Origin of the sequence: Ruegeria marisflavi (genome assembly GCF_025673445.1) — a bacterium.
Taxonomy (GTDB): Bacteria; Pseudomonadota; Alphaproteobacteria; order Rhodobacterales; family Rhodobacteraceae; genus Ruegeria_B; species Ruegeria_B marisflavi.
In genome coordinates this window covers 123372-146994 of record NZ_JAOVQN010000008.1, presented here as the reverse complement: position 1 = coordinate 146994, position 23623 = coordinate 123372, and the positions used below count along the sequence as shown (strand labels likewise).

The window sequence follows — 23623 nt, the reverse complement described above, 5'->3', positions numbered from 1 at the left end:
GTGCTTTGCCGCTCAGCCAGAGGCGGCCACTTGCCGCCCGATCAAGCCGAGAACCGTTGTCAAGAGCTGGGCGGCCAGTACAGCCCCCACGCCATCCCGGTCATTGGACGGCATGAATTCCACCAGGTCGAACCCCGCGATACGGGCCCTTTTCGAGACGCCTCGGATCAGCCGCAAGGCCTGGGCATAGGTCAGCCCACCCGCCGTAGGTGCGATCACGGCCGGCATGATCGACGGGTCGAGCGCATCGCAATCGAAGCAGATCACCACCTGCGCGTCCTCGGGGATCAGAGCCAAGGCACGTTCGATGCCGTCAGTGTCAAGTTCGTGCGCCGGGATCAGATGCGCGCCCCAGGCCTGCGCCGCCTTCAGCGCATCCATCCGGGCCGAGCCCACGCCGCGCGCGCCAACCTGGATGATCCGCTCCACATGCGGCATCTCGCTGGCCCGGCGCATCGTGGAACTCAGGCCCCAGCGCTCGCCCTCGACCTCGTCGCGCCAGTCGATATGCGCGTCGATTTGCAGGATGGTGATGGGACTGTGATCCGCATAGGCAGCCAGAAGCGGAATGGGCAGCGAGTCGTCGCCGCCCAACAGGACCGGCACCGCCCCAGTTGACAGAACCGCGCGGGTCGTCGCCTCGATCAGGGCGCGGTTGTGTGCCGGGTCGGACGGCTCCACGGACAGATCACCGGCATCAATGGCCCGAACGCCAGCCAGCAGGACCGGCCCGCCAAGGTCGAAATTCACTTTGGCGGTGTCCCCGGCATAAGCCGCGCTACCCGCCCGCATGGCCGCAGGTCCCTCTGCGCAATAGGGCCCAACGGATTTGTAGGGCGTTGCGCAGTCTGCGCCAAAGATCACGATATCTGCCCCTGGCGCCCCGGGTTCTGCGCGCGGCAACCCAAGAAAACTGCCCGGAGCGCCGCCACCGCCAAACATGTCCTTCAGCCCGACCATCACACCCTCCGCTGTTGAGTCCAGCGCAGGGTTCCGCATAGCGGAGTGACAGGCAAGCCTTATTGGAAGGGCGCGACCGGTTCGTGCGCGTCGCTGGCGATCCTCAGCGCCTCGTCCAGTTCCACCGTCTTGCGGAACAGCGCCCGGCCAACCAGCGCCCCGGCGATATTGGGCACATAAGCCAGGCGGGATATGTCGTCGACCGTCCGCACCACACCACTGGCGATGACCGGCGTGCGCGAATGCTCGGCGACGCGGGCGATCATGCCCAGCCGTGCCTCGACCTCTCCAACGTCGCTGTCGATGTCGGTGACCACGATGGCGGCAAAGGGAGTCCCGGCATAGGCGTCAATGAAGGCCTCGGGGGTATAGGCGCTCTGGCTGCGCCAGCCGTCGGTCATGACATATCCCTGCCAGACGTCCACTGTCAGAACTATCTGGTCCGGGTGACGCTTGGCGAGATCCTTGACCATCGCGGGCTCGCGCGCAGCAAGGGTGCCGATAACGATACGCCCCGCTCCCTTGTCGATCCAGTGCTCGATCCGTTCGCGCGACCGCATCCCACCCGCGAGCTGTACCGGGATCTCGGCCTTGCGGATGATCTCTTCTACCAGCGCGTCATTGCCAGGTTGACCCGCGGCCGCGTCCAGATCGGTCAGGTGCATCCACTCGGCACCGGCCTTGGCCCAGCGCTCGACCGTCGCGATGGGGTCGACATGCCAGAGCATGGGGGTTTCCAGGCGCCCCCGGTCGAGGCTGACGCAACGACCTTTTTGCAGTTCCATCGTCGGGTAGATGATCATGGCCGCTCCTCCGCTAAAAGCCAACGAGATGCAGCTTATCACAGCGCTTCGCCAACCTTGCTGACCTGAATTCGGTGAAATGCGAGTGTTTCGCGACACACTTGGTTTCAGTTGTGGGCAGGTGGTCCATCCCGGCGGAGCAAAACAACCGGATCACCGCCGAACTCGGATCGGCGCATCTCGCGATAACCCAAGGCTCCTGCCAACCGCAATGAGCGTTCATTCTCTGGCGAGACCATGGCCACCAGCCGACCGGGGATGATCCGGTCGAACCAATCATGCGCCGCCTGAACGGCTTCGCGCCCCAGCCCCTGGCCCTGCATCTCGGGCGACAGAATCCACCCCGCCTCGGGATAAGGATCGAAATCCTCGCCCAGATCGCGGCTGGTATAGAAAAAGCCTGCCTGCCCGATCAGTTCGCGCGTCTTTTGCAGGATCACGCCCCATTGACCGAAACCTGTCATCTGCCAGTGACCGGCGTTACGCAAGAACGCATCCCACGCCTCGCCCCGGGTTTTCGGCCTGCCACCGATGAATTGAACGACGTCAGGATCGGCCCACATCCGGGCATAGCGATCGAAATCCTCGGGCCGCATGCCCGCCAGCCGCAAACGCGCGGTATTCAGAATTGGAATAGATCGGATCATTTGCGCCCGTTTTTTTGCCTGCCCCGGGTCAAGGGTGCAAAGGCACGGGGATTCGGGCAACCGCTTTCCGGTCACGAAATCGAAAAAGGCGCCTTCCTGCCGGAAGGCGCCTGGGAAACCTGTCGGTCTCGAACCGAAGATCAGGACGCTTCGGTGATGAACTTGACTGCGTCGCCGAAGGTCTGGATGGTTTCGGCCGCGTCGTCCGGGATCTCGATGCCGAACTCTTCTTCGAAGGCCATGACCAGCTCGACGGTGTCGAGGCTGTCCGCGCCCAGGTCGTCGATGAACGAGGCGTTCTCGGTCACTTTGTCTTCTTCGACACCCAGGTGCTCCACAACGATCTTCTTAACGCGATCTGCGACGTCGCTCATGTCAGTTCCTCATTCCTACGGGGCCCACTGGCCCATTTTTGCCCTTGCCCGCTCGGGGTGGCTTGGTTTTGCCCTGTCCGGGCGGTTCAGGTTCCGGGGAGTTCCCGGGAAAGCAGAAGGCCGACCCCATCGCCCGGCCCTCTTCAGGATGCGCCGCCTATAACACAGACGCGCGCGTTGGCAAACGCTTTCGCATTTTGCCGCCGCGCCGATCACAACATGGCCATACCGCCGTTTACATGCAAGGTGGCACCGGTCACATAGGCGGCCTCCTGGCTGGCGAGATACAGGACCGCGGCCGCGATTTCCTCGGGCGAACCCATGCGCCCGGCGGGAACCTGCGCCAACAGGCCGGATTTCTGGTCATCCGTCAGCTTGTCGGTCATCGCCGTGGTGATAAAACCCGGCGCCACCGCGTTGACGGTGATTCCCCGGCTGGCGACCTCATAGGCCAGCGATTTGGACATTCCGATGACTCCGGCCTTGGAGGCGGCATAATTGCCCTGTCCGGGGTTTCCGATGGCGCCCACCACAGACGAGATGTTCACGATCCGGCCCCAGCGCGCCTTCATCATGCCGCGCAGCACACCCTTGCACAGTTTCATCGTGGCGGTCAGGTTCACGTCGATCACACTTTGCCATTCGTCATCCGACATGCGCATGAACAGGTTGTCACGGGTGATGCCGGCATTGTTGACCAGAATGTCGACCGAGCCCAGCACTTCGGCGGCCTGTTTCGGCAGCGCCTCGACGGCCGCCATGTCGCTCAGGTTGCAGGTCAACACATGGGCGCGTTCACCCAGCTCGTCGGCCAGCGCCTGAAGCGGCTCGACCCGGGTTCCCGACAGCGCCACCGAGGCACCGGCAGCATGCAGCGCGCGGGCGATGGCGCCGCCGATACCGCCCGAGGCGCCGGTGATCAGGGCATTCTTTCCGGTCAGATCAAACATAGACACATTCCTCTTATCCCCGACCATCCAGGTCGGGTCCTGCACGTTTAGGTGGGTTCAGGCGTCGCCAGCAAGGATTTTTTGCACATCTTCAGGTGTGCCCGCCGGTTTGCAGGCGATCTCGCGATTGATCTTGCGTACCATACCCGACAGCGCCTTGCCCGCGCCGATCTCCCAGATCTCGGTCACGCCCTGGGCCGCCATGTATTCGACGCTTTCGCGCCAGCGGACCGAGCCGGTGACCTGTTCGACCAGCAGTTGCCGGATCAGGTCCGGATCGCTCACCGCCTCGGCGCGCACATTAGCCACCAGGGGCACCGCTGGGGCCTTGATCTCGACCCCGGCCAGGGCCTCGGCCATGGCATCGGCGGCGGGCTGCATCAGCGCACAGTGGAACGGGGCGCTGACCGGCAGCATTACGGCACGCTTGGCGCCTTTGGCCTTGGCAATCTCGGCGGCACGTTCCACCGCCGCCTTGGCGCCCGAAACGACCACCTGGGTCGGATCGTTGTCATTGGCGGCCTGACAGACTTCGCCCTGTGCCGCCTCGGCGGCCACCTCGCGCACCGCTGCAAGGTCGAGACCCAGGATCGCGGCCATGGCACCCTGCCCAACCGGCACCGCGCTTTGCATTGCCAGCCCACGGGTGCGCAAGAGCCGCGCGGTATCGCCGACACTCAGCGCCCCGGCGGCGGCCAGCGCCGAATACTCGCCCAGCGAGTGACCTGCGACAAAGGCGGCCTGGGTGATCGCCACACCCTCGGCCTCGAGCGCGCGCATCGCCGCCATCGAGGTCGCCATCAGGGCCGGTTGTGCATTCTGCGTCAGCGTCAGGGTTTCGATGTCGCCTTCCCAGATCAGCGCGCTCAGCTTCTCGCCCAGCGCCGCGTCCACCTCGTCGAACACGGCTTGTGCCGCCGGATAGGCTTCGGCCAGTGCCTTACCCATGCCGATGGTCTGGGCACCCTGCCCGGGAAACACGAATGCGGTCGTCATCTCTGTCCCTTCGCTCACTGAAACGTTAACGCTGGGTGTAGCCGCCCCGCTCGCCCCGCACAAGCTCTGCATCCTGACACGAGGGTTGTGCGATCACGCATATTGTTCAGACCAAGCCACCAATTAGGTTCGGACTATCCCTGAAATTCGGTAATGAGATGCAACTTTCAAACACAGACCGAAGCTATGGCGGTGTGACCAAGACCTTTCATTGGCTCACGGCCCTTTTGATTCTCACCGTCATCCTGGTTGGATGGATCGCCAACGATCTGGCCCATGCGGTGACCGACCCCTCGATTCCCAGCACCGAGGCAGGCATCGCGCGCGCGACCTGGCTGTTCTCGCTGCATAAGACGCTGGGGGTAACGGTTTTCTTTGTAGCGTTGGCGCGTATTGCCTGGGCGCTTACCCAAGCCAAACCCGGGCTGCTCAACGCCGACAAACGGGCCGAGGCGATGGCCGCCGAAACCGTACACTGGCTGCTTTACGGATCACTGGTATTGGTGCCCCTCAGCGGCTGGATCCATCACGCCGCGACCGAGGGGTTTGCTCCGATCTGGTGGCCCTTCGGCCAATCCCTGCCACTGGTCCCTAAAGACGCGGCACTGGCCGCTGTGACCGCCGGGCTGCACCAGGTGCTGCAATGGGTTCTGGTGGTTTCGCTTGCGTTGCATGTCGCGGGCGCCCTGAAACACCATGTCATCGACCGCGACGAGACCCTGCGGCGGATGCTGCCCGGGCGCAACGCGGCACCCCAGCCGCCTGCACATCCTCAATCCACGTCGCCGCTTGTCGCAGCGCTCGTCATCTGGGCTGCGGCGCTGGGTTGCGGCGCCTGGCTGGGCATGTTCGACCGGGGCGAGAGCAGCGGATACGCACAAGGCGTGCCGTTGGAGAGCGTCGCATCCGACTGGACCGTGACCGAAGGAACGCTGGAGATTACCGTAACCCAGCTTGGAAATCCTGTGACCGGAAGTTTCGCGGATTGGACCGCCGCCATCCGGTTCGAAGAGCGTGAAACGCCCGGCGCGGCCGGTGATGTGGCCGTTACCATTGCAATCGGGTCGCTGACGCTGGGTTCGGTGACTGCGCAGGCGATGGGCCCGGATTTCTTCGACGCCTCGGTTTTTCCCACCGCCGAGTTCTTGGCCGATCTCTACCGGACCGAGGTCGGGTACGACGCCCGAGGGACGCTCACCCTGCGTGGGACGACGGTTGATGTGACCCTGCCCTTCGATCTCGATATGGACGGCAACACCGCCAAAGTAAGCGGCACGGTCACGCTCAATCGGCTGGATTTCGGGATCGGCGGCAATTTGCCAGACGAAAGTTCACTCAAGTTTCCGGTCACGGTGGCGGTGAGCCTGACGGCCGCCCGGTAAGTCGAGCAGCGTCACCAACGTCAAAAGGGCCCGGCAGAGCGGGCCCTTTTCTTTCCTGCTAAGCGACGCTTACGAGTCGTTTGCGTCTGCCTTCATCGCCTCGACCGAGATACGAACCTCGACCTCGTCTCCGACATAGGGGGCGAACATGCCCAGGTTGAATTCGGACCGGACGATCGTGGTGGTCGCATCAAACCCCGCCCAGGGCTTGCCGGCCATCGGATGATCGCCCATCTGGTTCAGCTTTGCGTCCAGAACCACCGGTTTGGTCACACCGTTCATGGAGAGGTCACCGGTGATCTTGGCCGTGTTGTCGCCGGTCACCTCGATGCCCGTCGATACAAAGGTGATCAGATCCCCTTCCTTGGCGCCGAAGAAATCAGCGGAGAAGAAGTGAGCCTCGCGCTGCTCCCACCCGGTGAACATCGAAAGGACCGGCATCGAGACTGCGACGGTCGAGGCGGCGGGATCTTCCTGGTCAAACATGATCTCGCCTTCGAAACCCGAGAACATGCCCGTGGTGGTCGAAAAGCCCAGATGGTTATAGGCAAAGACCACCTGGCTGTGGCTGGCGTCCAGCAGATACTTCTGCGGCGCGGCAAGAACCGAAGTGGCGGTACCCGCGATCAGCGCGGCGGCGAGAAGATAGGATTTCATACGGTGCTCCATGTCAGCGATTGTGGGTCAAGGCCGAACGCATTATTCGGCTTGGCCTTTGACATGGGGCAGGCGGGGAAATCGGGCAACTCGCCATTCGCTCACAGGACATGTGAGCGAATGAACATCAGGCAATCAGGCGGAAATATTGACCAGCCCACTCAGTTGCATGCGAAGCGCATGGCGAATGTCAGTCGAGTCGATCGGAAGCCGCATCAGGATCGTTCCATCGACATCGCTGACATCAAGATAATGCTCGTTGAAACGGACGCTGCCCAGGCTGTCATAGCTGCGCCGTAGGATCGTCTGTGGCCGCCCCCGGTTGTTCTTTTGCAGAACGCGCAGTTCCCGACGGATCGGGTCGAAGTAGGCGTCCGGCTGGTTGTCCTGATGATGCATCATCAAGAGAGCCAGACCACTGAAGAAAAAGAACAACGAAACGCCAAGCTTCATCAGCGCCGTTTCCGCGCTGGTGTCCGACCCGGGCAACAGCCACATGGCAGCCGCACCGATAACAAGCGCCGTACCGATCACCCTGAAGAATACCGTTCTGATCGGCCAGTTCGGCGCGAACGTAATCATCAGGGGTACCGACTCCTCGAAAGAGGGCAACGGCATCCGGTTACGGAACGTCTGTTGAGCCACTTGCATCTCGTTTCGCCCTCCCGGAGCAAAAAACAGCCGAGCTCTGTCTCGGCATGGTTAAACTTCGATTCACATTGCGACCGGAATGGGGCGAGCCCGGGGTAATTGAGCGGCAACACAAGGCACGCAACCCAAAGATGCGGTGGCGTCGGGGGTCTTGCCCCTGACGCACAACCGTGTATATGGGGCCATCCTTTCGCAAGAAGACATGAACCGCGCAGTCTCTCGTGGCAGGGCCGCGAAAGGACAAAAGGCCCTGCCTATGAAATGCGCCTTGATAGAAACTGGAGATGACATGGCTCTCTACGAGCATGTAATGATCGCGCGTCAGGACCTGTCCAACGCGCAGGCCGAAGGCCTCATCGAACACTTTGGCGCAGTACTGGCCGACAACGGCGGCAAGCTGGTCGACAGCGAGTACTGGGGCGTCAAGACGATGGCCTACAAGATCAACAAGAACCGCAAGGGCCACTATGCCTTCCTGCGCTCGGATGCCCCCTCGGCCGCCGTGCAGGAAATGGAACGCCTGATGCGCCTGCATGAAGACGTGATGCGCGTCCTGACCATCAAGGTTGATGCGCACGAGGAAGGCCCCTCGGTCCAGATGCAGAAGCGCGACGAGCGTGAACCGCGCCGCGAGCGCCGCGCGTAACCTCGGGAAAAGGAGACTAAATCATGGCTGCAAAACCGTTTTTCCGCCGCCGCAAAGTCTGCCCCTTCTCGGGTGATAATGCGCCGAAGATCGACTACAAGGACACCAAGCTGCTCCAGCGCTACATTTCCGAGCGTGGCAAGATCGTGCCCTCGCGTATCACCGCCGTTTCGGCAAAGAAGCAGCGTGAACTGGCCCGCGCCATCAAGCGTGCCCGCTTCCTCGCCCTGCTGCCCTATGCCGTGAAGTAAGGAGATAGGCACATGCAAGTTATCCTTCTGGAACGTGTTGCCAAGCTGGGCCAGATGGGCGAAGTCGTTGACGTTCGCCCTGGCTATGCCCGCAACTTCCTGCTGCCGCAGGGCAAGGCGCTGACCGCGTCGGCTGCCAATGTCGCCGCGTTCGAAGCCCAGAAAGCGCAGCTTGAAGCGCGCAACCTGGAAACCAAGCAAGAAGCCGAAGCCCTGGCAGAAAAGCTCGACGGTCAGCAGTTCATCGTGATTCGCTCGGCATCGGATGCCGGCGCGCTTTATGGCTCTGTCACGCCCCGTGACGCGGCCGATGCCGCCACCGAAGCTGGCTTCTCGCTGGACAAGAAACAGGTTGCCCTGATCGCCCCGATCAAGGAACTGGGCCTGCACACCGTCGCCGTTCGCCTGCACCCTGAAGTCGAGGTCAGCATCGAACTCAACGTCGCCCGCTCGCCTGAAGAGGCAGAGTTGCAGGCAACCGGCAAATCGATCCAGGAACTCGCCGCCGAAGAAGAAGCGGCAGCGGAGTTTGAGATCGCCGAGTTGTTCGACGACATCGGTAGCGCTGCGTCGGACGACGACGCGGCTGGTTCCGACAGTAACGTCTGAACCTAGGGTCAGATGATGGTCAAGGCCGCCCAATTGGGCGGCCTTGTTCGTTTTTGGGACCACCCAAACGATACTTGTACCGGCAATTGGCCGGATTCCGCCCACAGGGACCCCACCCCATTTTCTTTCCCTTCGCAAAAACAAGCATCCCGGCTATTCCAGCATTTGATCAACTGCTGAAGAGCAACCGATGACCCCTACCCGACGCGCCCTGTTGTTCTGCGGACTTGCCTGGACTGTGACCGCCTGTTCCGCCAGAACTTCGAAAGAAGAGACATTCGACCCGCCACTCTATCCGAACGAAACTCCGGAACTGCGTGCTTCGATCAACAGGTGGGCGGACCATTACGAAATCCCCCGTGACCTGGTTCACAAGTTGGCCATACGCGAAAGCACGCACCGACCTTGGGCAGTGAACAGGCCATACTATGGCCTGCTTCAGATCCTTCCTGCCACGGCGCGAACCATGGGCTATCGCGGGTCTCCCGATGGGCTTCTGGATGCCGATACAAACTTGCAATATGCGGGGAAGTATCTGCGTGGTGCCTGGCTTCTCGCCAATGGTAGCCAATCCAGGGCGATCAGCCTCTATGCCTCCGGGTACTACTATGAGGCGAAACAGAGGGGCATGCTGGTTGAAACCGGTCTACGACCCGCCTCTTGACGTAACGTCAGTCTAATATGGTTTTCCTAATATCGCACGTAAACGATTTGGAGTAACTACCGTAGCAGATCGCACTCTACCGCGGCATTGCTAGCAGGCAAAAGTTAAGACTTCCAAGAACTTCCCTATTGCCGAACATGCCCAAAACTACACGCCGACGCAAAGCTTCCATCTCTCAAACCCTTGATACCAAAAAATTAGTACACCCTGCAGCGTTCCATTTTCGGCAGTTCTCCTGCGCAACCTGAACAGGAAACTCGTTGTCAGAACGCCAACAATTTGGCAATCTTTGACATGTCTAGCTTGTGGCTCCTCTCTGGCGACACGTTGGTAAGCGGGCGAGAGATGACGCACATTGAAAATGTGAAGATTACAGGTGAATGAATGAATACTGTCGATACCGTTGTTGGCCAGCGAATTCGAGCCCGCCGAATGGCTCTCGGTATGAGCCAGGCCGATCTCGGTCGGGCCATTGGTGTTCGGTTTCAGCAGGTTCAGAAGTACGAGTCCGGAGCTAATCGTGTCAGCGCTTCTCGCCTGTGGGCGATCGCCGAGGTTCTGGAAGTACATGTCAGTCACTTTTTCGAAGGTATAGAGGCATCGGAAACCGGTAACAGCGCGGGTGAACAGCAGCCGGTTGACAAGCTCGTTTTCCTCAAGGATCGCGATGCCGTTGAAATGGTTGAGATCTATAGCGGCTTGCCTCTACAGCAAAAGCGTGCTGTTCTTGCATTTGTTAGAACGATGGCGGTGAACACACGCGTACCGGATGAGAATGTATCCGGATAGAGGAGCGTATCGACCGTTCGACACCGACAGGTAACGCGAATGGATATCGTCGATCTCAGCACTCTACCCAAGACGGAAGCCGTTTATTCGGAGTTCCTCCTAAAGTTGCGCGAAAAGTTCGAAATGGACCATGCTGCCTATGCTGGCATTAATCCGGCAGCGGGTGCGATACATGGATACGTAACCTACGGCGACGACTGGAAACAACATTACCAGCAGCAAGGTTTTCACATGATCGACCCGACGCTGCACATGAGCCAACGAAGCATCGCGCCGGTGGATTGGAGTCGGCTGGAACGCGGCAAGGATTTCAAGCGCGTGTTTCGGGACGCCCATGATTTCGGCCTGAGCGAACAGGGGCTTACGATACCTGTGCGCGGCCCATACGGCGACGTCGGTTTACTAAGTGTGACGCGGGACTGTTCGCCGGAACAATGGCGCAAATTGGTCAACCATGTGATCAGCGATCTCCAATCCATAGCCGTACACATTCACGATACCGTTATGGGTTCTGATCTGCTGGGGCGTATACTGTACCACCCTGCCCTCTCAACAAGAGAAGTGGAAATCATGCAATGGGTGGCTGTTGGGAAATCCCAGCAGGATATAGGTGATATCCTTTCTATTTCCCATCGGACAGTCGAGGTTCACCTTCGCTCATCACGCGAAAAGCTCTGTGCCCTGACAACGGCTCAAGCTGTTGGGCGGGCCATAGGATTGGGCCTAATTTACCCAGGTTGATCCCCTCTGCCATCTTTCTGACAAACTCTACGGGAATCCCCCAATAGTCCAAGAGCGCGACTTGGGTAACCATTGGTGTACCAAAATCCACTCGTAGGGGAAAAAAGATGATCATCGTGATCGACGCTTTGAATAAGCATCTGTTCAGTGGGGTTCTGGATGAAATGTTTCGTTTGCGTGCCCGGGTATTCGGAGATCGTCTCGGTTGGAAGGTTAACATCCAGGATGGAAAAGAGATCGACGAATTCGATCACCTCGATCCCGCGTATGTTGTCGGGCTGGATTCGGACGGCCACGTGGTCGCCGCCGTCAGAGCCCTTCAGACGACCGGTCCGCATATGCTTGCGGACGTGTTCTCGGACATTCTATGTGGCGAACCGCCAATCCGTAGTGCAACGATGTGGGAATCGACGCGATTTTGCGTCGATACTCAGCGTCTCAACCGCAGCAAGGATCGAAACTCAGTTTCTTATGCGACATGCGAACTGATGATCGGCTCGCTTGAATACGCCCGCAGGTCCGGGATCAAGGATATCGTTACTGTCATTGATCCAGTCATGGACAGAGTTCTGAAGCGTTCGGACAACGCGCCCTATGACTATGTCGGTCAGACGGTTCCAATGGGCAAGGTGCCGGCGCTGGCCGCGTTGCTGGACACCAGCGAAGAGCGGGTTGAAAGGGTGCGCAAGTTCGCGGGTATTTGCCACGATGTCTTTCTGAGCGACGATGAGGCCCTGGCGCTCTTTAACAGCAAACGTGTCATTCCATTCCCGGAACAAGGAAGGTCGGCTCGATCTGGAAAAGGGAAACTGACCGCGCTGGAAGCGTATTTCGTGGAGCAAATTCGCGCGGCTGACAACGACAAGGAACTGAATGCTGTCTATGCCCTGATTGACGCTCTTCCTCGAGAAATCAGCGCGGAAAGGAAAACGGTACTGAAAAACTTCCTAAGCATGCTAGCGCGCGAAATCTGACAGGTATCACTCAAAAGTCTTGTCAAAGAAAAGAGCCGCCCCATGGGGCGGCTCTGTCATTGCGATTCAACTATCGCACGCGACTTACTCGGTATCGAGCTCTTCAAGTGCCTTTTGCAGGTCGTCCTTGCTGATTTCCTTTTCGGTCACCTTGGCTTGAGCCACGACGTGATCGACAACCTTGTCTTCGAAGATCGGTGCGCGCAGTTGCTGCTGCATGGCGGCGTTCTTCTGGATAAACTCAAAGAACTGGCGCTCTTGCCCAGGATATTGACGGGCTTGTGCCAGAATCGCCTGGGTCATTTCTGCATCGGTGACTTCAACCTCGGCCTTCTGGCCCAGATCGGCCAGCAGCAGGCCCAGGCGCACGCGGCGTTCGGCCAGTTTGTTGTGCTCGTCCGTGGTCTCGATCTCACCATGGTTGTGATCGTGCACTTCCGGGTTCTCTTCGTGCCACAGCTGGTGCGCAATCTGCTTGGCTTCTGCCTCTACCAGGCTCGGCGGCAGGTCGAAAGAAACCTTGACGTCCAGCACATCAAGCAGCGCGCGCTTTAGCACGGCTCGGGCAGCGCCGGTGTACTCGGCTTCCAGCCGCTCGGCGATCTGCCCCTTGAGGGCCGCAAGATCCTCGGCTCCGAATTTCTTGGCCAGCTCGTCGTCGATCTCGGCGGCAACAGGCTCTTTCACGTCTTTGATCGTGCAGGTGAATACGGCCTCTTTGCCTGCCAGGTGGGCCGCGCCATATTCAGCAGGGAAGGTGACTTTAACGTCTTTTTCTTCGCCAGCCTTCACGCCGACCAGTTGATCTTCGAAACCAGGAATAAAGCTGTTGGAGCCCAGAACCAGCGGATAGTCTTCGGCCGAACCACCATCAAACGCTTCGCCGTCGACCTTGCCCAGGAAGTCAATCACAACCTGATCGCCGTCCTTGGCCTTGGAGCCTTTCTTGCGCGATTTGAAATCCTGCGCGGTTTCGGCCAGGTTACCGAGTGCTTCTTCAATCGCGGCATCGTCAGCTTTCACCACCAGCTTCTCCAGGCTGATGTCGCTCAGGTCTACTTCGGGGATAGCCGGCAGCGCCTCGTAGGACATTGAGACCTCGACATCGTCGCCCTCTTTCCAGTCCTCGTTGGTCATCTTGACCTCGGGCTGGAGCGCCGGACGGTCACCGCTGGCTTCGAAGTGCTTGTTCATCGCGCCGTCGATGGTTTCCTGCATTGCCTCGCCCAGCAGACGCTGGCCGAACTGCTTTTTCAGCAGCGCCATCGGCACCTTGCCCTTGCGAAAGCCCTTCATCTCGATTTCGGGCTGCGCCTCGACCAGCTTTTCGTTGACCTTCGCGTCCAGCTCAGCCGCTGTAACCACGATGTTGTAGCCGCGTTTCAGACCTTCGTTCAGAGTCTCGGTAACCTGCATATGGTAGTCCCCATAGGATTCGGAGCGCACGCATCGGGCGTGCGCCATGCACAATTTGAGGCGTTCTATTTGCCCTGCCCGGCCGGTGCAAGGGGTTATGCCCAATCGGCACCCATTTGCAGCCTTAAAAACATACGCGTCCCGGCAAAACCGGGACGCGCGTGGTTGCGATCAGGGTTGCCGCAACATCAGAAGCGCCAGCGCGCACCCAGAACCAGGGTGCTCAGATCCTGATAGCTGTTTGCCGCATCGCTGTACTCATAGTTCTGATAGGTGAAGTAGACGTCGGTATTGTACGCCTCGACACGCTGCGCAACGCCAACGCCCCACCCTTTGGTTTCCGAACCTGCGACATTGAAGTCCGAGCCGTCATAGTAATGCACGCCGACGCCGGTCTGCCCGAACGAGAACCAGTCGGCATCATAAGCGACCTTAAAATAGAGATAGTCGGGGTCGCTTGCGCCTGCGGCGTCGTTGTCCCGCGTACCGCCGGCAAAGGTAAAGCTGAGCCCGTTCTGAAGCAGAACCGAGGTCGAGCCCACCACATCCGAACGATCAATGCCGTTATTGTCGCGCACCTGATAGGCCAGACCGGCATCCAACTGGATGCCGCCACCAAACTCGCCCGAATAGCGCACCGCAGCATCGTAGTAATCCGAGGTGTCAGCCGTGTTCAGAATGTTCTCGCCATAGGCGGCCGAGAAGGTGAACCCGGCAATCTCGGGGCTGTCATAGCGGATGCGGCCTCGGCGCGACCCATCGAAGGTATCGAGTGTATCGCCCACCGCCGGGCCGGACAAAACGCCGGTATTGTCGCGGAACAGAAAGGCCGCATTGGCGTCGGCAGTGTACGAATAAAGTGCCAATCCGACATAGGACAGGTCGGATTCGGCGATGCCATCGGCAGCCATGCTGCCCTGCCCCAGCGAGACCCGGCCCCAGTCGCCTTCGAGCGAGAAGTCGATATGGCGCAGATCGTCCCGGGTCCAGCCGCTGAAATTGTCGCCCAGCTGGTTGGTCTCGGTCGAGTTGGGCAGGCCCAGCCCGGCCTCGAACCGGAAGCGGAATGTGTTGTCGCCGAACGGTTGCGCCAGGCGCAGGCCCACACGGCTGCGCGACAGGTCATTGTCGCGGATATTCGTCTCGGTTTCCTGGCCATCGTCCACCGAAATGATGGCCGGGTTGAACTGGCCATAAAGTTCGACGGATCCGCCGGACTGGTTTTCGTAGAGAAGCTGCGCCGAGGCAGCCGATGAAAACGCCACGGCGGCGATCACCATAGCGGAGGTCGTTCTAAGAGTTCTGATCATATTTCTGTACCGTCTTGGATTGGCGTGGGTTCCGCCGCACTGATGTGGGCACCCGAAGAGCGGCTTCCATATGATTGAGACGGCGGTTCGAAGCCTCGTTGCAACCCGGCAACGGCCTTGGTCAAGCGAATCAGGAATTCAATTGAAATTCAAATACTTAATATGGTAACAGAAAGGCGATCCGGCTGTGAGTTTGAAAAAGACGCTCAACCTCTGTCGCCTGTTGCAGACCGGATGTGCGTCTGCGCACCCAGCTTACGCAAAGTTTACTCCGCATGGGACGATACGGGCCCCATGCGGAAAGAGTCGTGGGTTGCGGATCAGAACTTCCAGCGTGCGCCGAAGAGAAACGCATCCACATCCTTGTAAGATGTCCCCGGGTCGGACAGTTCGTGATTTCTGTAGCCCAGGTAGACCTGAGTGTTGATGCTGTCGATGTTTTGGTTCACGCCGACGCCCAGGGTCTTGGATTCACGGCCCGCCAAGCCAAAGTCACTGCCATTGTAATAATCAATGGCAAACGATGTGGCGCCGATCGACAGGAACTGGCTCTCATAACCTGCAAGGACATAGGTGTAATTGCCGTCGTTCTCGCGGCTCCCGCCGGCGACCGCAAAATTCAACCCCGAACGGAACTTCACGGCCACTGCCCCAAAGGTATCATCGCGATCGACACCACCGCGATCCCGGCGCGAAAAACCGATGCCGCCCTTGACCTGGGTTCCGTCGAATTCGCCCGCATATCGCAGCGCAATGTCATAATATTTGTCACTGTTGCCAGGTGTGAGCACATCGGTACCGGCTGCCAGCGCAACGCTGAACCCGTTGAAGCTGGGCGTGTCATAGCGCACGCGCCCCTGCCGACCGCCATCCAGGCTGGGGTTGACCGAACTGATGGTCACGCCGGACAAGGCACCGGCTGCGGTCCGAAACTGGAACGAACCGGCAAAATCGCCGACACCATTGTAGGTGGTCATTCCGTTTCCGCTGAAAGATAGATCGGCGATGCCATCCGATGCCATCGATCCTTGTCCGACATAAAGAGTGCCCCAGCTGTCGCCGGAATATGAGAAGTCGACCTTTCGGAGATCGGTGCGGTCCCAATCCACGCCTTTGGGCGTGTTCGTCTGGCTGACGCCCCCAGACGAGCGAAAGCCGAGCGCGGTTTCGAAGTTGAACTTGAACGTGCCCTGATACATGGGCTGCACGACCCACAAGCCGACACGCGTGTTGGAATGTGCGTTATCGACAAAGGTATCCTTGCTCTGAACGCCGTCATCAACCGACTGCCAAGCGGGCGAGACCTGCCCATAGATCTTGACGTAGCCGCCAGAGGCATTGTCCCACTTCAGTTCCGCCGCAGCCGGGCCCGCCACCATGGCAGCCGCGAGTGCAACGCCTTTCGCAATCTTCATCTGTTTCGTCATGTCCTGTCACCATTCAAAGGGTTGGCGTATTGCCCTCTTTCAATTGGTAAAAGTGCCCCTCACTTCCAGAGACCACCTGAACTTGCATGTTGAGACTGACATTTTCGCAACACGGAATCGTGAAAGATCAAGATGAAAAATTTTATTTTCAAGGCGTTGTTCGCTGACATTGGGGCGGCGAGTTCGCGCGCAAAACGAAAAGCCACGATGCAGCCCTGCATACTCTGCATGGCACAGCCTCGCCTTGTGCAGTGGCCTCGCGCGCCATTCCCTAGCCGTTCTACAATCGCCAGGCGCAATCACACAGGCATTATTGAGGTACAATAAATGGTGCGGGTGAAGGGACTTGAACCCCCACGCCAAAGGCGCCAGAACCTAAATCTGGTGCGTCTACCAATTCCGCCACACCCGCATCATGGCGCGCCGCAGCGGCGCCATGACGCGCTGAATAGCAAAGCTTGCAACTGAGCGCGAGAGGTAATCTGCGGGTTGGATCACGATGCGCAAAGGCACGTTTGACCGGATTATTCTAAAACCGGGAGCAAATTGCCGCGACACGTACATGATTTTGCCGTACTCTGATCTGCAAAAAAACAAAGAGCAGACCAAGGGGACCAATCATGAGAGCAAAAGCAACCCCGCTTGCTGCGGGCAAAGCGTCATGTTCCGGCCCAGAAATGTTACCGGTTACCGGGGCCGGGTTTCTGATCGGCAGCATACTGCTGACCCAAGACGGTAAGATGCCGGTGGAGTTCCTGACGCCCGGTGACCGAATCATCACACGCGACCGCGGTTTTGTTGCTGTGCGACAAATTACCCACGCACACCAGGCCGTGCGCGCCATCCGTTTTGCCACCGGGTCGCTAGGCGACACCCGGCCCGATTGCGACCTGATCCTGCCAGCTGGCCAGCTGGTGTTAATCCGCGACTGGCGGGCGCGGGCCCTTTTTGGCGTGGCTCAGGCGATGGTGCGGGCCGATACGCTGGTTGATGGAGAACACATCTGCGATCTGGGTCCACGCGATATGCAGCTGTTCCAGATGCATTTCAACGAGGCCCATGTACTCTACATTGGTGGACTTGAGGCGGCAGGCCAGTGTCTGCTTGCCTCGGGCCGACTGGCCGCCTAAAGCCCCAGTTTCCGGAACACCACCGGCAATTGTTCCGGCAGATCCTCGGCGATAAGGCAGGGGCCGAATTCCAGCGCACATTCCACATGAAGCCAGGCGGCGGTCTCAGCCGCCTGCATGGGCGCGAACCCACGCGCAAGAAGCCCGGTGAGTAAGCCCGCCAGCACGTCGCCGGATCCGGCGGTCGCCAGCCAGGGGGTGGCACGCTCGTAATGGGCCGAATTCACCGAACAACGCCCATCGGGCGCCGCGATCACCGTATCGGCGCCCTTGAACAGAACGACGCAGCCTGCGCGCTTGGCGGCCTCGCGGGCGGCATCGACCTTGGAATAGGCCGGGCCACTCTTCGGCTCCTCGCGGAGCCTCTTCGCGATATCCGGAAACAGCCGCGTAAATTCGCCGCCATGCGGGGTCAGAACGCAAGCCTCATGCAGTTGGGCAAACAGTTCGGCCGGATCCTCGGCAAAGGCAGTCAGCGCATCGGCATCCAGTACCGTTGCGCGCCTCACGGCCAGCGCCACCGGTACCAGATCACGCGCCCGGTCGCCCCCCATGCCGGGCCCCAGGCAAAGTGCATTTAGACGGGTATCCTCCAGCAGCGTCGCAAACCCATCGGCGCCCTCAATCCGTGCCAGCATCAACGCGGTGATCTGACAGGCAACCTCTTGCTGCGCGCTGGGCGGCACCCCTAGCGTCACCAGCCCTGCGCCGATCCTGAGCGCGCCGCGCGCCGCCAACCGCGCCGCGCCGGTCTTGCCCGAGCCACCGGAGAGGATCAGGGCATGGCCGTGCCCGTATTTATGTTTATCCTCGGCCTTCCAAAGTCCAAAGATACTCGGTTCAGTAAGCTGCGCGAAGGGCATCGTCCTCATGGTCTTTGTCCAAGTGTCTTGGATTGAGCTTGAAACAGGAAAGGTGCATCGCATGCTCGAACCTCCTCAAGACGATGCTGACGCGACCTTGGGTTCGAGCCCTGTAGCTGAATAGAGATCGCAATCGCTTTCACAAACCAATGTCCTTCACGACGACCTTACCGCACAAGTATGGTCCGTCTTCCAAGAAGTGACCAAGCTTTGCGCGATGGAAAGTCACGCACAAATCGGCACGTGCAGCAGCGGCCTCCAGTTTTTCAGGAAGCCCAATGAATTCTTTGCCAGACAAAATCTTGCCACTGTCACTGCACACGCCACTCGGAAGATCAACAGATACAACAAACGGTACCGACTTTGGCCGCGTCTCAAATGAAAATCCGTGTCCCTGACCAACGCAATCATCCAAATCCAGAAGGCACAAACCGATGCCATCAATTGGCCGCGTCAAGCCGGTGCCGAACAACGCATCGACTATGAGACATGGTTTTAGCATTGAGGGTTCCAAGTTTGGTGAGAGCGGACACACCTCCCCAATCTCCCTCCACCGCTCGTAATTCACCCGCGCATCCGGAGGCAGTTTCTCGGGGTCGCCATAAAGAAACACCTCCACCGTCCAACCGCGCTCGTGCAACAGCCGCGCCACGACAAACCCGTCGCCACCATTGTTACCCGGACCGCAAAGGACCACCGCACGCCTCACCCCTTCCTCTTGCCGCAAATATCCCGGGTGTGCGGGGGCTGGCGCCCGCTCTTCCGCCATTTCCGGCCATTCCTCGAAAATCGCCTCGACCACCCCGCGCCCGGCGCGCTCCATCAACTCCAGCCCGGTCACCTCGCCCGAGGCGATTGCCGCTTGTTCTATTACCCGCATCTGTGCTGCGGTGAGCAGTTCAGCCATGTTCCGATCACTCGCGATTCAATTCTGATGCTTTTTTGTGCGCCATGATGAAATTTTCACCTCATGCCCATTATTGCCGCATCTGTACCGGCTGATTTCCGCAATCGCATTGTGACCCCAGCTTAGACGTGATCTGAGGCGGGCTGACAAGCTTGCAAGGAGCACCGCGATGAAGAAGATCGAAGCGATCATCAAACCGTTCAAGCTGGACGAGGTGAAAGAGGCGCTGCAAGACGTAGGCGTCCAGGGCCTCAGCGTGGTCGAGGTCAAGGGCTTTGGCCGTCAGAAAGGCCATACAGAGCTCTATCGCGGTGCCGAATATGTGGTCGACTTCCTGCCCAAGGTGAAACTCGAAGTTGTGCTGGATGACGATCAGGTAGACGCAGCCATTGAGGCCATCGTGAGCGCCGCCAAGACCGACAAGATCGGCGACGGCAAGATTTTCGTTTCGACCATCGAACAAGCCATCCGCATCCGTACCGGCGAGACCGGTTCGGACGCGCTTTGACCCGAACACACTCTAGCAGAGGACAACAGAGTATGAGCAAGGACGCAGTTCTTCAGCTGATCAAGGACGAGGGTGCCGAATATGTCGACATCCGCTTCACCGACCCGCGCGGCAAGCTGCAACACGTGACCATCGTGTCCGATCTGGTCGACGAGGACTTCCTGGAAGAAGGCTTCATGTTCGACGGTTCGTCGATCGCCGGCTGGAAGTCGATCGAAGCCTCGGACATGAAACTGATGCCCGACACCGAAAGTGCCTATGTCGATCCGTTCTACGCGGAAAAGACCATCTGCATTCATTGCTCGGTGGTCGAACCCGACACCGGCGAGGCCTATGACCGCGACCCACGCGGCACCGCCGTCAAGGCCGAGGCCTATCTGAAGGCATCAGGCATCGGCGATGTGGCCTATATGGGTCCTGAGGCGGAATTCTTTCTGTTCGACGACGTGCGGTTCTCGAACACCATCAACAAGGTCTCCTACGAGGTCGACGCGACCGACGCGTCATGGAATTCGGATGCCGAGTTCGAGACCGGCAACATGGGTCATCGTCCCGGCCTGAAGGGTGGCTATTTCCCGGTCAACCCGATCGACGAGGCCCAGGACCTGCGCGCCGAGATGCTTTCGACCATGAAACGTATGGGCATGAAGGTCGACAAGCACCACCACGAGGTGGCGTCATGCCAGCACGAGTTGGGTCTGATCTTTGGCACGCTTACCAAGCAAGCCGACGAGATCCAGAAATACAAATACGTGATCCACAACGTGGCGCACGCCTATGGTAAGTCGGCAACCTTCATGCCCAAGCCGATCTATGGCGACAACGGCTCGGGCATGCATGTGAACATGTCGATCTGGAAAGACGGCAAGCCGCTCTTTGCCGGTGACAAATACGCCGATCTGAGCCAGGAAGCGCTGTTTTTCATCGGCGGCATCCTGAAGCACGCGAAAACGCTCAATGCCTTCACCAACCCGGGCACCAACAGCTACAAGCGCCTGATCCCCGGTTTCGAGGCCCCCGTTCTGCGCGCCTATTCGGCCCGCAACCGCTCGGGCTGCGTGCGTATCCCATGGACCGAAAGCCCCAAGGCCAAGCGCGTCGAGGCCCGCTTCCCCGATCCCTCGGCAAACCCCTATCTGTGCTTTGCCGCGCTGCTGATGGCCGGTCTCGACGGCATCAAGAACAAGATCGACCCGGGCGAGGCGATGGACAAGAACCTCTATGACCTGCCCGCCGAGGAACTGGCCGGTATCCCGACTGTCTGCGGCTCGCTGCGTGAGGCGCTGGAATGCCTGGCGGCAGACCACGACTTCCTGTTGCAGGGCGACGTGTTCACCAAGAGCCAGATCGAAGGTTACATCGAGCTGAAGATGGAAGAGGTCCACAAGTACGAGCACACCCCGCACCCGGTGGAATTCGGCATGTACTACAGCTGCTGATCTCAGCCTGTAGCTCAGATCGGGGGCGTCCTTCGGGGCGCCCTCTTTCTTTGATTGGTTCATAGTCCAGCGAACTCAGGGCTGGAATCGGCAATTGCTCATTCGTTAAGCACTTAGAGCAACTGAGTTGCTTCCGGACTGTCTTCCAGCCTGAAAACCTCGATCGGTTCCCGTATTCCTTTCAGATGCAGGGTACCACGTGAAAGCACCCGGAAATCATCTTCGACCGCGATAGCCGCTCTCGGGCTCAGAAGGATCTCTCCGTCTTCGGCCTCGTCGCAAAGTCTGGAACCGAGGTTTATCGCCGTCCCGGACGCGGTGTAATCAAACCGCCCTTCGGACCCGACCATTCCGACAGTGGCATACCCCAGTGATACGCCGACACCAAATCCCAGACGGTACCCCAGCCGCTTCCACTGCCGGCCAAGGTCCGCCATCCGTTCGCGCATCGCAACCGCCAGCTGCACTGCTTGGCCTGCCGGGTTATCGCAAGGTATCGGATCGTTGAACAAGACCATGATGCCATCCCCCATCCTGTGATCAACACCCGCCCCATGGGCATTGATCAGCCTGCCCATCTCCTCGTGATAGGTCTGTAGAACCTCGATGGTCTCTTCGGGTTCGGCGGTTTCGCAAAAGGCGGTAAATCCGCGAATGTCACAAAACAGCACCCCCAGCAGGGCGCGGTGGCTGGATAACATCCTGTCCGATCCGGAGGAAACAATGGTATTGGCCACTGCTGGTGGCAGGAACCGTTTGAGCCGCCCCATACGTTCGATCTCGGCCACTTGCGTTTCGACCCGATCTTGCAGCGATTGGTTGAGCGTCTCGACTTCTTCGGTCTTGTCCTTCAGCGCACAAAACTGCCGGACATTCTCGACGGCGATCATTGCTTGGTCGGCAAACAACTGGAACAACTCGATATCGGCGCCTGAAAAGGCCTCGGGAACGCGTCCGGCCAGGCTCAGAACGCCGTGACACCGATCACGGGCCAGCAAGGGGACGTGCAGCATACTTCTTGCCGCGCCGGTATCCTGACTTGTGGCGACATTCTCGGTATTGGGAATATGAACAACCGTTCTCGATACCGCCGCGCGCACCAGCGGGTTGGCAACATCTTCCAATCGGGGCGGTTTCTGGAAATGCAACGCAACCAGCCATTCGTCTTCGCCCTGATAAGCGGTCAGTTGCAGTTCCTGCCCGTCATCCGACAAAAGAAAAAGCCCTGCATGCAGGCTGTCACACAACCGGCGCGCATGGGCCAGGATCACATCGAATACCGGGAGGCTGTCTTCGCGAGAGCGGGTAATGACCTGAAGAATGTCACGCGATGCCGCCTCACGTTCCCGCATGGCTCGAAACGTTGGCAAATCGACTTTCGTTTCCGTGTCTGAATTCAACCTTGGGCCCTTGGTCAGGAGATCAAATGAGATTCTTCAAGGCCAATCGTCAAAGACTATGGCGTCAGATCCATCGCCGTGACGATACCGCTATATGGCAAGCCCGCCTGGTCGTTCAGCGCGCGCACGTCGTCGGCTGTCTCGGCCTCGAAAAGACACATGCAACGTCCGTCCTGCGGCGCAAAAGTCGACCGGATATATCGGATTTCGGTTCCCGCCGCGCGCATTTCCGCCGCCTTCGAAATCGCGGCCTTCTGCGCCCCTGCCAGGTCTTCCATAGCGATCCCCTTTAGATCGCGCTCTACCATAAATACCGGCATCCGCCCCCACTCCCCGGTTCGGTTGATGTCAAATCATACAACAAAGCCTTCGTCGGTAGAACGAGCAATTGCGCATCTTCTCGTTGCCACCGATCGCTGGGCGCAGAGTTACCGCCGCTCAGCGTCGCCGATACCTTGTGCTCAGGTCAGGCAAGTTCAGCAAACTGTGTTAGACTTAGGTTTCCGAACCAGGAGACAGCCCCATGATAACCAAGCTTGCAGTTGCGCAAGTTCTCCGTGTTTCGACTGTTGTGCTATTCAGTGCGTTCGCGGTCTTTGCGCCGGTCCGTTCGATTGCGCAATCCGCCGAGTGCCAGGTTCAAGAACTTGTTCGACAACAAGAAGCTGTTGCGGTTTTTCGCAGACTTCACCTTGAGATCGGAACTCTGATGCAAGCGCAATCCGAAGCCATTCTAGAAGTTGACCACGATGTCGTGATCAGCAGCCTTGATGACGGTGGTTTTTTTGGGCCAACCGGGTTTCTCGGCAAGCGTATGGACAAAGGTCAAAGCGAGATAAAATCAATCCTGATCGCGGGCCGCCGACTAAAAATGGATGACGAAGCTGTGGCCCGGATGGACGAGATCGAAGCGAGCGCAGATGAAATCATCGCAGTCGGGCACAAGATGGTGACTTTGCTCGGAGATGGGCAAACCAAGCAGGCGACCGCACTCTATGCGAGAAGCTCCGTGCCAGCCCAGGTTGCAGCGGTTGGAGCCGCCTATACCATGTCTTCCGGATTGGAGCGGAAAGCGAAGTTGATGTCACTCAAGTGCCGCTGATCCGCGCCACGCTGTTTCCCCGCCCGG

General features: G+C 59.2%; 27 protein-coding genes and 1 tRNA gene. 12 read left to right on the top strand and 16 right to left on the bottom strand.

Annotation, left to right across the window (positions count from 1 at the left end):
* Positions 1 to 12 precede the first annotated feature (12 nt).
* The 6 genes from OEZ49_RS09935 to fabD all read right to left on the bottom strand — a co-directional run bounded on the left by OEZ49_RS09935 (position 13) and on the right by fabD (position 4730).
* The gene (locus OEZ49_RS09935) at positions 13 to 960 is read right to left on the bottom strand and encodes an arginase family protein (protein ID WP_263388154.1); all 948 of its coding nucleotides are present in this window, start codon (positions 958 to 960) and stop codon (positions 13 to 15) included.
* 59 nt (positions 961 to 1019) lie between these two features.
* Positions 1020 to 1763 carry a 1-(5-phosphoribosyl)-5-[(5-phosphoribosylamino)methylideneamino]imidazole-4-carboxamide isomerase gene (locus OEZ49_RS09930; protein WP_263388153.1) on the bottom strand — a complete coding sequence of 248 codons (744 nt, stop codon included), beginning with the start codon at positions 1761 to 1763 and terminating at the stop codon, positions 1020 to 1022.
* Positions 1764 to 1870: 107 nt separating this feature from the next.
* The gene (locus tag OEZ49_RS09925; RefSeq protein WP_263388152.1) at positions 1871 to 2410 is read right to left on the bottom strand and encodes a GNAT family N-acetyltransferase; all 540 of its coding nucleotides are present in this window, start codon (positions 2408 to 2410) and stop codon (positions 1871 to 1873) included.
* 140 nt (positions 2411 to 2550) lie between these two features.
* Positions 2551 to 2784 carry an acyl carrier protein gene (locus OEZ49_RS09920; RefSeq protein WP_028091986.1) on the bottom strand — a complete coding sequence of 78 codons (234 nt, stop codon included), beginning with the start codon at positions 2782 to 2784 and terminating at the stop codon, positions 2551 to 2553.
* Between the two features lie 212 nt (positions 2785 to 2996).
* Positions 2997 to 3734 carry a 3-oxoacyl-[acyl-carrier-protein] reductase gene (gene fabG, locus OEZ49_RS09915; RefSeq protein WP_263388151.1) on the bottom strand — a complete coding sequence of 246 codons (738 nt, stop codon included), beginning with the start codon at positions 3732 to 3734 and terminating at the stop codon, positions 2997 to 2999.
* A gap of 57 nt (positions 3735 to 3791) precedes the next feature.
* On the bottom strand, positions 3792 to 4730 hold the full coding sequence (gene fabD, locus OEZ49_RS09910) for an ACP S-malonyltransferase (protein WP_263388150.1): 939 nt from the start codon (positions 4728 to 4730) through the stop codon (positions 3792 to 3794).
* A 158-nt stretch (positions 4731 to 4888) separates the two neighbouring features.
* Here fabD and OEZ49_RS09905 point away from each other — a divergent pair, with 158 nt between their 5' ends.
* Complete coding sequence (locus tag OEZ49_RS09905; protein WP_263388149.1) at positions 4889 to 6112, top strand: cytochrome b/b6 domain-containing protein; 1224 nt, start codon at positions 4889 to 4891, stop codon at positions 6110 to 6112.
* 69 nt (positions 6113 to 6181) lie between these two features.
* Here the strand turns inward: OEZ49_RS09905 and OEZ49_RS09900 are convergent, their stop codons facing one another.
* Positions 6182 to 6769, bottom strand: a complete 588-nt coding sequence (locus OEZ49_RS09900) for a YceI family protein (protein ID WP_263388148.1) — start codon at positions 6767 to 6769, stop codon at positions 6182 to 6184.
* A gap of 135 nt (positions 6770 to 6904) precedes the next feature.
* The gene (locus OEZ49_RS09895; RefSeq protein WP_263388147.1) at positions 6905 to 7351 is read right to left on the bottom strand and encodes a hypothetical protein; all 447 of its coding nucleotides are present in this window, start codon (positions 7349 to 7351) and stop codon (positions 6905 to 6907) included.
* Between the two features lie 358 nt (positions 7352 to 7709).
* Between OEZ49_RS09895 and rpsF the strand changes: the two genes are divergently transcribed.
* From rpsF to OEZ49_RS09860, 7 genes are all read left to right on the top strand, one after another.
* Positions 7710 to 8066: a 30S ribosomal protein S6 gene (rpsF, locus tag OEZ49_RS09890; RefSeq protein WP_093029285.1), complete on the top strand. Its 357-nt coding sequence runs from the start codon at positions 7710 to 7712 to the stop codon at positions 8064 to 8066.
* Between the two features lie 23 nt (positions 8067 to 8089).
* Positions 8090 to 8317 carry a 30S ribosomal protein S18 gene (gene rpsR, locus OEZ49_RS09885; protein ID WP_008328567.1) on the top strand — a complete coding sequence of 76 codons (228 nt, stop codon included), beginning with the start codon at positions 8090 to 8092 and terminating at the stop codon, positions 8315 to 8317.
* Between the two features lie 12 nt (positions 8318 to 8329).
* On the top strand, positions 8330 to 8926 hold the full coding sequence (rplI, locus tag OEZ49_RS09880; protein ID WP_263388146.1) for a 50S ribosomal protein L9: 597 nt from the start codon (positions 8330 to 8332) through the stop codon (positions 8924 to 8926).
* A 190-nt stretch (positions 8927 to 9116) separates the two neighbouring features.
* The gene (locus OEZ49_RS09875) at positions 9117 to 9590 is read left to right on the top strand and encodes a lytic transglycosylase domain-containing protein (protein WP_263388145.1); all 474 of its coding nucleotides are present in this window, start codon (positions 9117 to 9119) and stop codon (positions 9588 to 9590) included.
* Between the two features lie 384 nt (positions 9591 to 9974).
* Entirely contained in the window at positions 9975 to 10379 is a 405-nt protein-coding gene (locus OEZ49_RS09870; protein WP_263388144.1) for a helix-turn-helix domain-containing protein, read from the top strand.
* Between the two features lie 39 nt (positions 10380 to 10418).
* Positions 10419 to 11120, top strand: a complete 702-nt coding sequence (locus OEZ49_RS09865; protein ID WP_263388143.1) for a LuxR family transcriptional regulator — start codon at positions 10419 to 10421, stop codon at positions 11118 to 11120.
* Between the two features lie 107 nt (positions 11121 to 11227).
* Positions 11228 to 12094 carry an acyl-homoserine-lactone synthase gene (locus OEZ49_RS09860; protein ID WP_263388142.1) on the top strand — a complete coding sequence of 289 codons (867 nt, stop codon included), beginning with the start codon at positions 11228 to 11230 and terminating at the stop codon, positions 12092 to 12094.
* Between the two features lie 84 nt (positions 12095 to 12178).
* On the opposite strand, the gene tig is transcribed toward OEZ49_RS09860, so the two are convergent.
* The 4 genes from tig to OEZ49_RS09840 all read right to left on the bottom strand — a co-directional run bounded on the left by tig (position 12179) and on the right by OEZ49_RS09840 (position 16659).
* Positions 12179 to 13510, bottom strand: a complete 1332-nt coding sequence (gene tig / locus OEZ49_RS09855; protein WP_263388180.1) for a trigger factor — start codon at positions 13508 to 13510, stop codon at positions 12179 to 12181.
* A gap of 188 nt (positions 13511 to 13698) precedes the next feature.
* On the bottom strand, positions 13699 to 14820 hold the full coding sequence (locus OEZ49_RS09850; RefSeq protein WP_263388141.1) for a porin: 1122 nt from the start codon (positions 14818 to 14820) through the stop codon (positions 13699 to 13701).
* Between the two features lie 320 nt (positions 14821 to 15140).
* Entirely contained in the window at positions 15141 to 16235 is a 1095-nt protein-coding gene (locus OEZ49_RS09845; protein ID WP_263388140.1) for a porin, read from the bottom strand.
* 340 nt (positions 16236 to 16575) lie between these two features.
* A tRNA-Leu gene (locus OEZ49_RS09840) sits at positions 16576 to 16659 on the bottom strand.
* 208 nt (positions 16660 to 16867) lie between these two features.
* Between OEZ49_RS09840 and OEZ49_RS09835 the strand changes: the two genes are divergently transcribed.
* Positions 16868 to 17377, top strand: coding sequence for a Hint domain-containing protein (locus OEZ49_RS09835; RefSeq protein WP_263388139.1), 510 nt, complete (start codon positions 16868 to 16870; stop codon positions 17375 to 17377).
* Here OEZ49_RS09835 and OEZ49_RS23170 read toward each other — a convergent pair.
* Both OEZ49_RS23170 and OEZ49_RS23165 read right to left on the bottom strand, forming a co-directional pair.
* Positions 17374 to 18249 carry an NAD(P)H-hydrate dehydratase gene (locus OEZ49_RS23170; protein WP_450103984.1) on the bottom strand — a complete coding sequence of 292 codons (876 nt, stop codon included), beginning with the start codon at positions 18247 to 18249 and terminating at the stop codon, positions 17374 to 17376. The genes OEZ49_RS09835 and OEZ49_RS23170 overlap by 4 nt on opposite strands.
* A gap of 130 nt (positions 18250 to 18379) precedes the next feature.
* The gene (locus tag OEZ49_RS23165) at positions 18380 to 19147 is read right to left on the bottom strand and encodes an NAD(P)H-hydrate epimerase (protein WP_450103983.1); all 768 of its coding nucleotides are present in this window, start codon (positions 19145 to 19147) and stop codon (positions 18380 to 18382) included.
* 169 nt (positions 19148 to 19316) lie between these two features.
* Here OEZ49_RS23165 and OEZ49_RS09820 point away from each other — a divergent pair, with 169 nt between their 5' ends.
* Entirely contained in the window at positions 19317 to 19655 is a 339-nt protein-coding gene (locus tag OEZ49_RS09820; RefSeq protein ID WP_263388138.1) for a P-II family nitrogen regulator, read from the top strand.
* Between the two features lie 32 nt (positions 19656 to 19687).
* Positions 19688 to 21094: a type I glutamate--ammonia ligase gene (gene glnA, locus OEZ49_RS09815; protein ID WP_263388137.1), complete on the top strand. Its 1407-nt coding sequence runs from the start codon at positions 19688 to 19690 to the stop codon at positions 21092 to 21094.
* A gap of 113 nt (positions 21095 to 21207) precedes the next feature.
* Here the strand turns inward: glnA and OEZ49_RS09810 are convergent, their stop codons facing one another.
* Both OEZ49_RS09810 and OEZ49_RS09805 read right to left on the bottom strand, forming a co-directional pair.
* The gene (locus tag OEZ49_RS09810) at positions 21208 to 22446 is read right to left on the bottom strand and encodes an adenylate/guanylate cyclase domain-containing protein (RefSeq protein WP_263388136.1); all 1239 of its coding nucleotides are present in this window, start codon (positions 22444 to 22446) and stop codon (positions 21208 to 21210) included.
* 104 nt (positions 22447 to 22550) lie between these two features.
* Positions 22551 to 22814, bottom strand: coding sequence for a DUF4242 domain-containing protein (locus tag OEZ49_RS09805; RefSeq protein WP_263388135.1), 264 nt, complete (start codon positions 22812 to 22814; stop codon positions 22551 to 22553).
* Between the two features lie 203 nt (positions 22815 to 23017).
* On the opposite strand from OEZ49_RS09805, the gene OEZ49_RS09800 reads away from it, so the two are divergent.
* Complete coding sequence (locus tag OEZ49_RS09800; RefSeq protein ID WP_263388134.1) at positions 23018 to 23596, top strand: hypothetical protein; 579 nt, start codon at positions 23018 to 23020, stop codon at positions 23594 to 23596.
* The last annotated feature ends 27 nt before the right edge of the window (positions 23597 to 23623 follow it).

Bases quoted from the DNA above. Each gene is read 5' to 3' on its own strand.
- OEZ49_RS09935 (WP_263388154.1), bottom strand. From the start codon at position 960: ATGGTCGGGCTGAAGGACATGTTTGGCGGTGGCGGCGCTCCGGGCAGT.
- OEZ49_RS09930 (WP_263388153.1), bottom strand. From the start codon at position 1,763: ATGATCATCTACCCGACGATGGAACTGCAAAAAGGTCGTTGCGTCAGC.
- OEZ49_RS09925 (WP_263388152.1), bottom strand. From the start codon at position 2,410: ATGATCCGATCTATTCCAATTCTGAATACCGCGCGTTTGCGGCTGGCG.
- OEZ49_RS09920 (WP_028091986.1), bottom strand. From the start codon at position 2,784: ATGAGCGACGTCGCAGATCGCGTTAAGAAGATCGTTGTGGAGCACCTG.
- fabG (WP_263388151.1), bottom strand. From the start codon at position 3,734: ATGTTTGATCTGACCGGAAAGAATGCCCTGATCACCGGCGCCTCGGGC.
- fabD (WP_263388150.1), bottom strand. From the start codon at position 4,730: ATGACGACCGCATTCGTGTTTCCCGGGCAGGGTGCCCAGACCATCGGC.
- OEZ49_RS09905 (WP_263388149.1), top strand. From the start codon at position 4,889: ATGCAACTTTCAAACACAGACCGAAGCTATGGCGGTGTGACCAAGACC.
- OEZ49_RS09900 (WP_263388148.1), bottom strand. From the start codon at position 6,769: ATGAAATCCTATCTTCTCGCCGCCGCGCTGATCGCGGGTACCGCCACT.
- OEZ49_RS09895 (WP_263388147.1), bottom strand. From the start codon at position 7,351: ATGATTACGTTCGCGCCGAACTGGCCGATCAGAACGGTATTCTTCAGG.
- rpsF (WP_093029285.1), top strand. From the start codon at position 7,710: ATGGCTCTCTACGAGCATGTAATGATCGCGCGTCAGGACCTGTCCAAC.
- rpsR (WP_008328567.1), top strand. From the start codon at position 8,090: ATGGCTGCAAAACCGTTTTTCCGCCGCCGCAAAGTCTGCCCCTTCTCG.
- rplI (WP_263388146.1), top strand. From the start codon at position 8,330: ATGCAAGTTATCCTTCTGGAACGTGTTGCCAAGCTGGGCCAGATGGGC.
- OEZ49_RS09875 (WP_263388145.1), top strand. From the start codon at position 9,117: ATGACCCCTACCCGACGCGCCCTGTTGTTCTGCGGACTTGCCTGGACT.
- OEZ49_RS09870 (WP_263388144.1), top strand. From the start codon at position 9,975: ATGAATACTGTCGATACCGTTGTTGGCCAGCGAATTCGAGCCCGCCGA.
- OEZ49_RS09865 (WP_263388143.1), top strand. From the start codon at position 10,419: ATGGATATCGTCGATCTCAGCACTCTACCCAAGACGGAAGCCGTTTAT.
- OEZ49_RS09860 (WP_263388142.1), top strand. From the start codon at position 11,228: ATGATCATCGTGATCGACGCTTTGAATAAGCATCTGTTCAGTGGGGTT.
- tig (WP_263388180.1), bottom strand. From the start codon at position 13,510: ATGCAGGTTACCGAGACTCTGAACGAAGGTCTGAAACGCGGCTACAAC.
- OEZ49_RS09850 (WP_263388141.1), bottom strand. From the start codon at position 14,820: ATGATCAGAACTCTTAGAACGACCTCCGCTATGGTGATCGCCGCCGTG.
- OEZ49_RS09845 (WP_263388140.1), bottom strand. From the start codon at position 16,235: ATGAAGATTGCGAAAGGCGTTGCACTCGCGGCTGCCATGGTGGCGGGC.
- OEZ49_RS09835 (WP_263388139.1), top strand. From the start codon at position 16,868: ATGAGAGCAAAAGCAACCCCGCTTGCTGCGGGCAAAGCGTCATGTTCC.
- OEZ49_RS23170 (WP_450103984.1), bottom strand. From the start codon at position 18,249: ATGAGGACGATGCCCTTCGCGCAGCTTACTGAACCGAGTATCTTTGGA.
- OEZ49_RS23165 (WP_450103983.1), bottom strand. From the start codon at position 19,147: ATGGCTGAACTGCTCACCGCAGCACAGATGCGGGTAATAGAACAAGCG.
- OEZ49_RS09820 (WP_263388138.1), top strand. From the start codon at position 19,317: ATGAAGAAGATCGAAGCGATCATCAAACCGTTCAAGCTGGACGAGGTG.
- glnA (WP_263388137.1), top strand. From the start codon at position 19,688: ATGAGCAAGGACGCAGTTCTTCAGCTGATCAAGGACGAGGGTGCCGAA.
- OEZ49_RS09810 (WP_263388136.1), bottom strand. From the start codon at position 22,446: ATGCGGGAACGTGAGGCGGCATCGCGTGACATTCTTCAGGTCATTACC.
- OEZ49_RS09805 (WP_263388135.1), bottom strand. From the start codon at position 22,814: ATGCCGGTATTTATGGTAGAGCGCGATCTAAAGGGGATCGCTATGGAA.
- OEZ49_RS09800 (WP_263388134.1), top strand. From the start codon at position 23,018: ATGATAACCAAGCTTGCAGTTGCGCAAGTTCTCCGTGTTTCGACTGTT.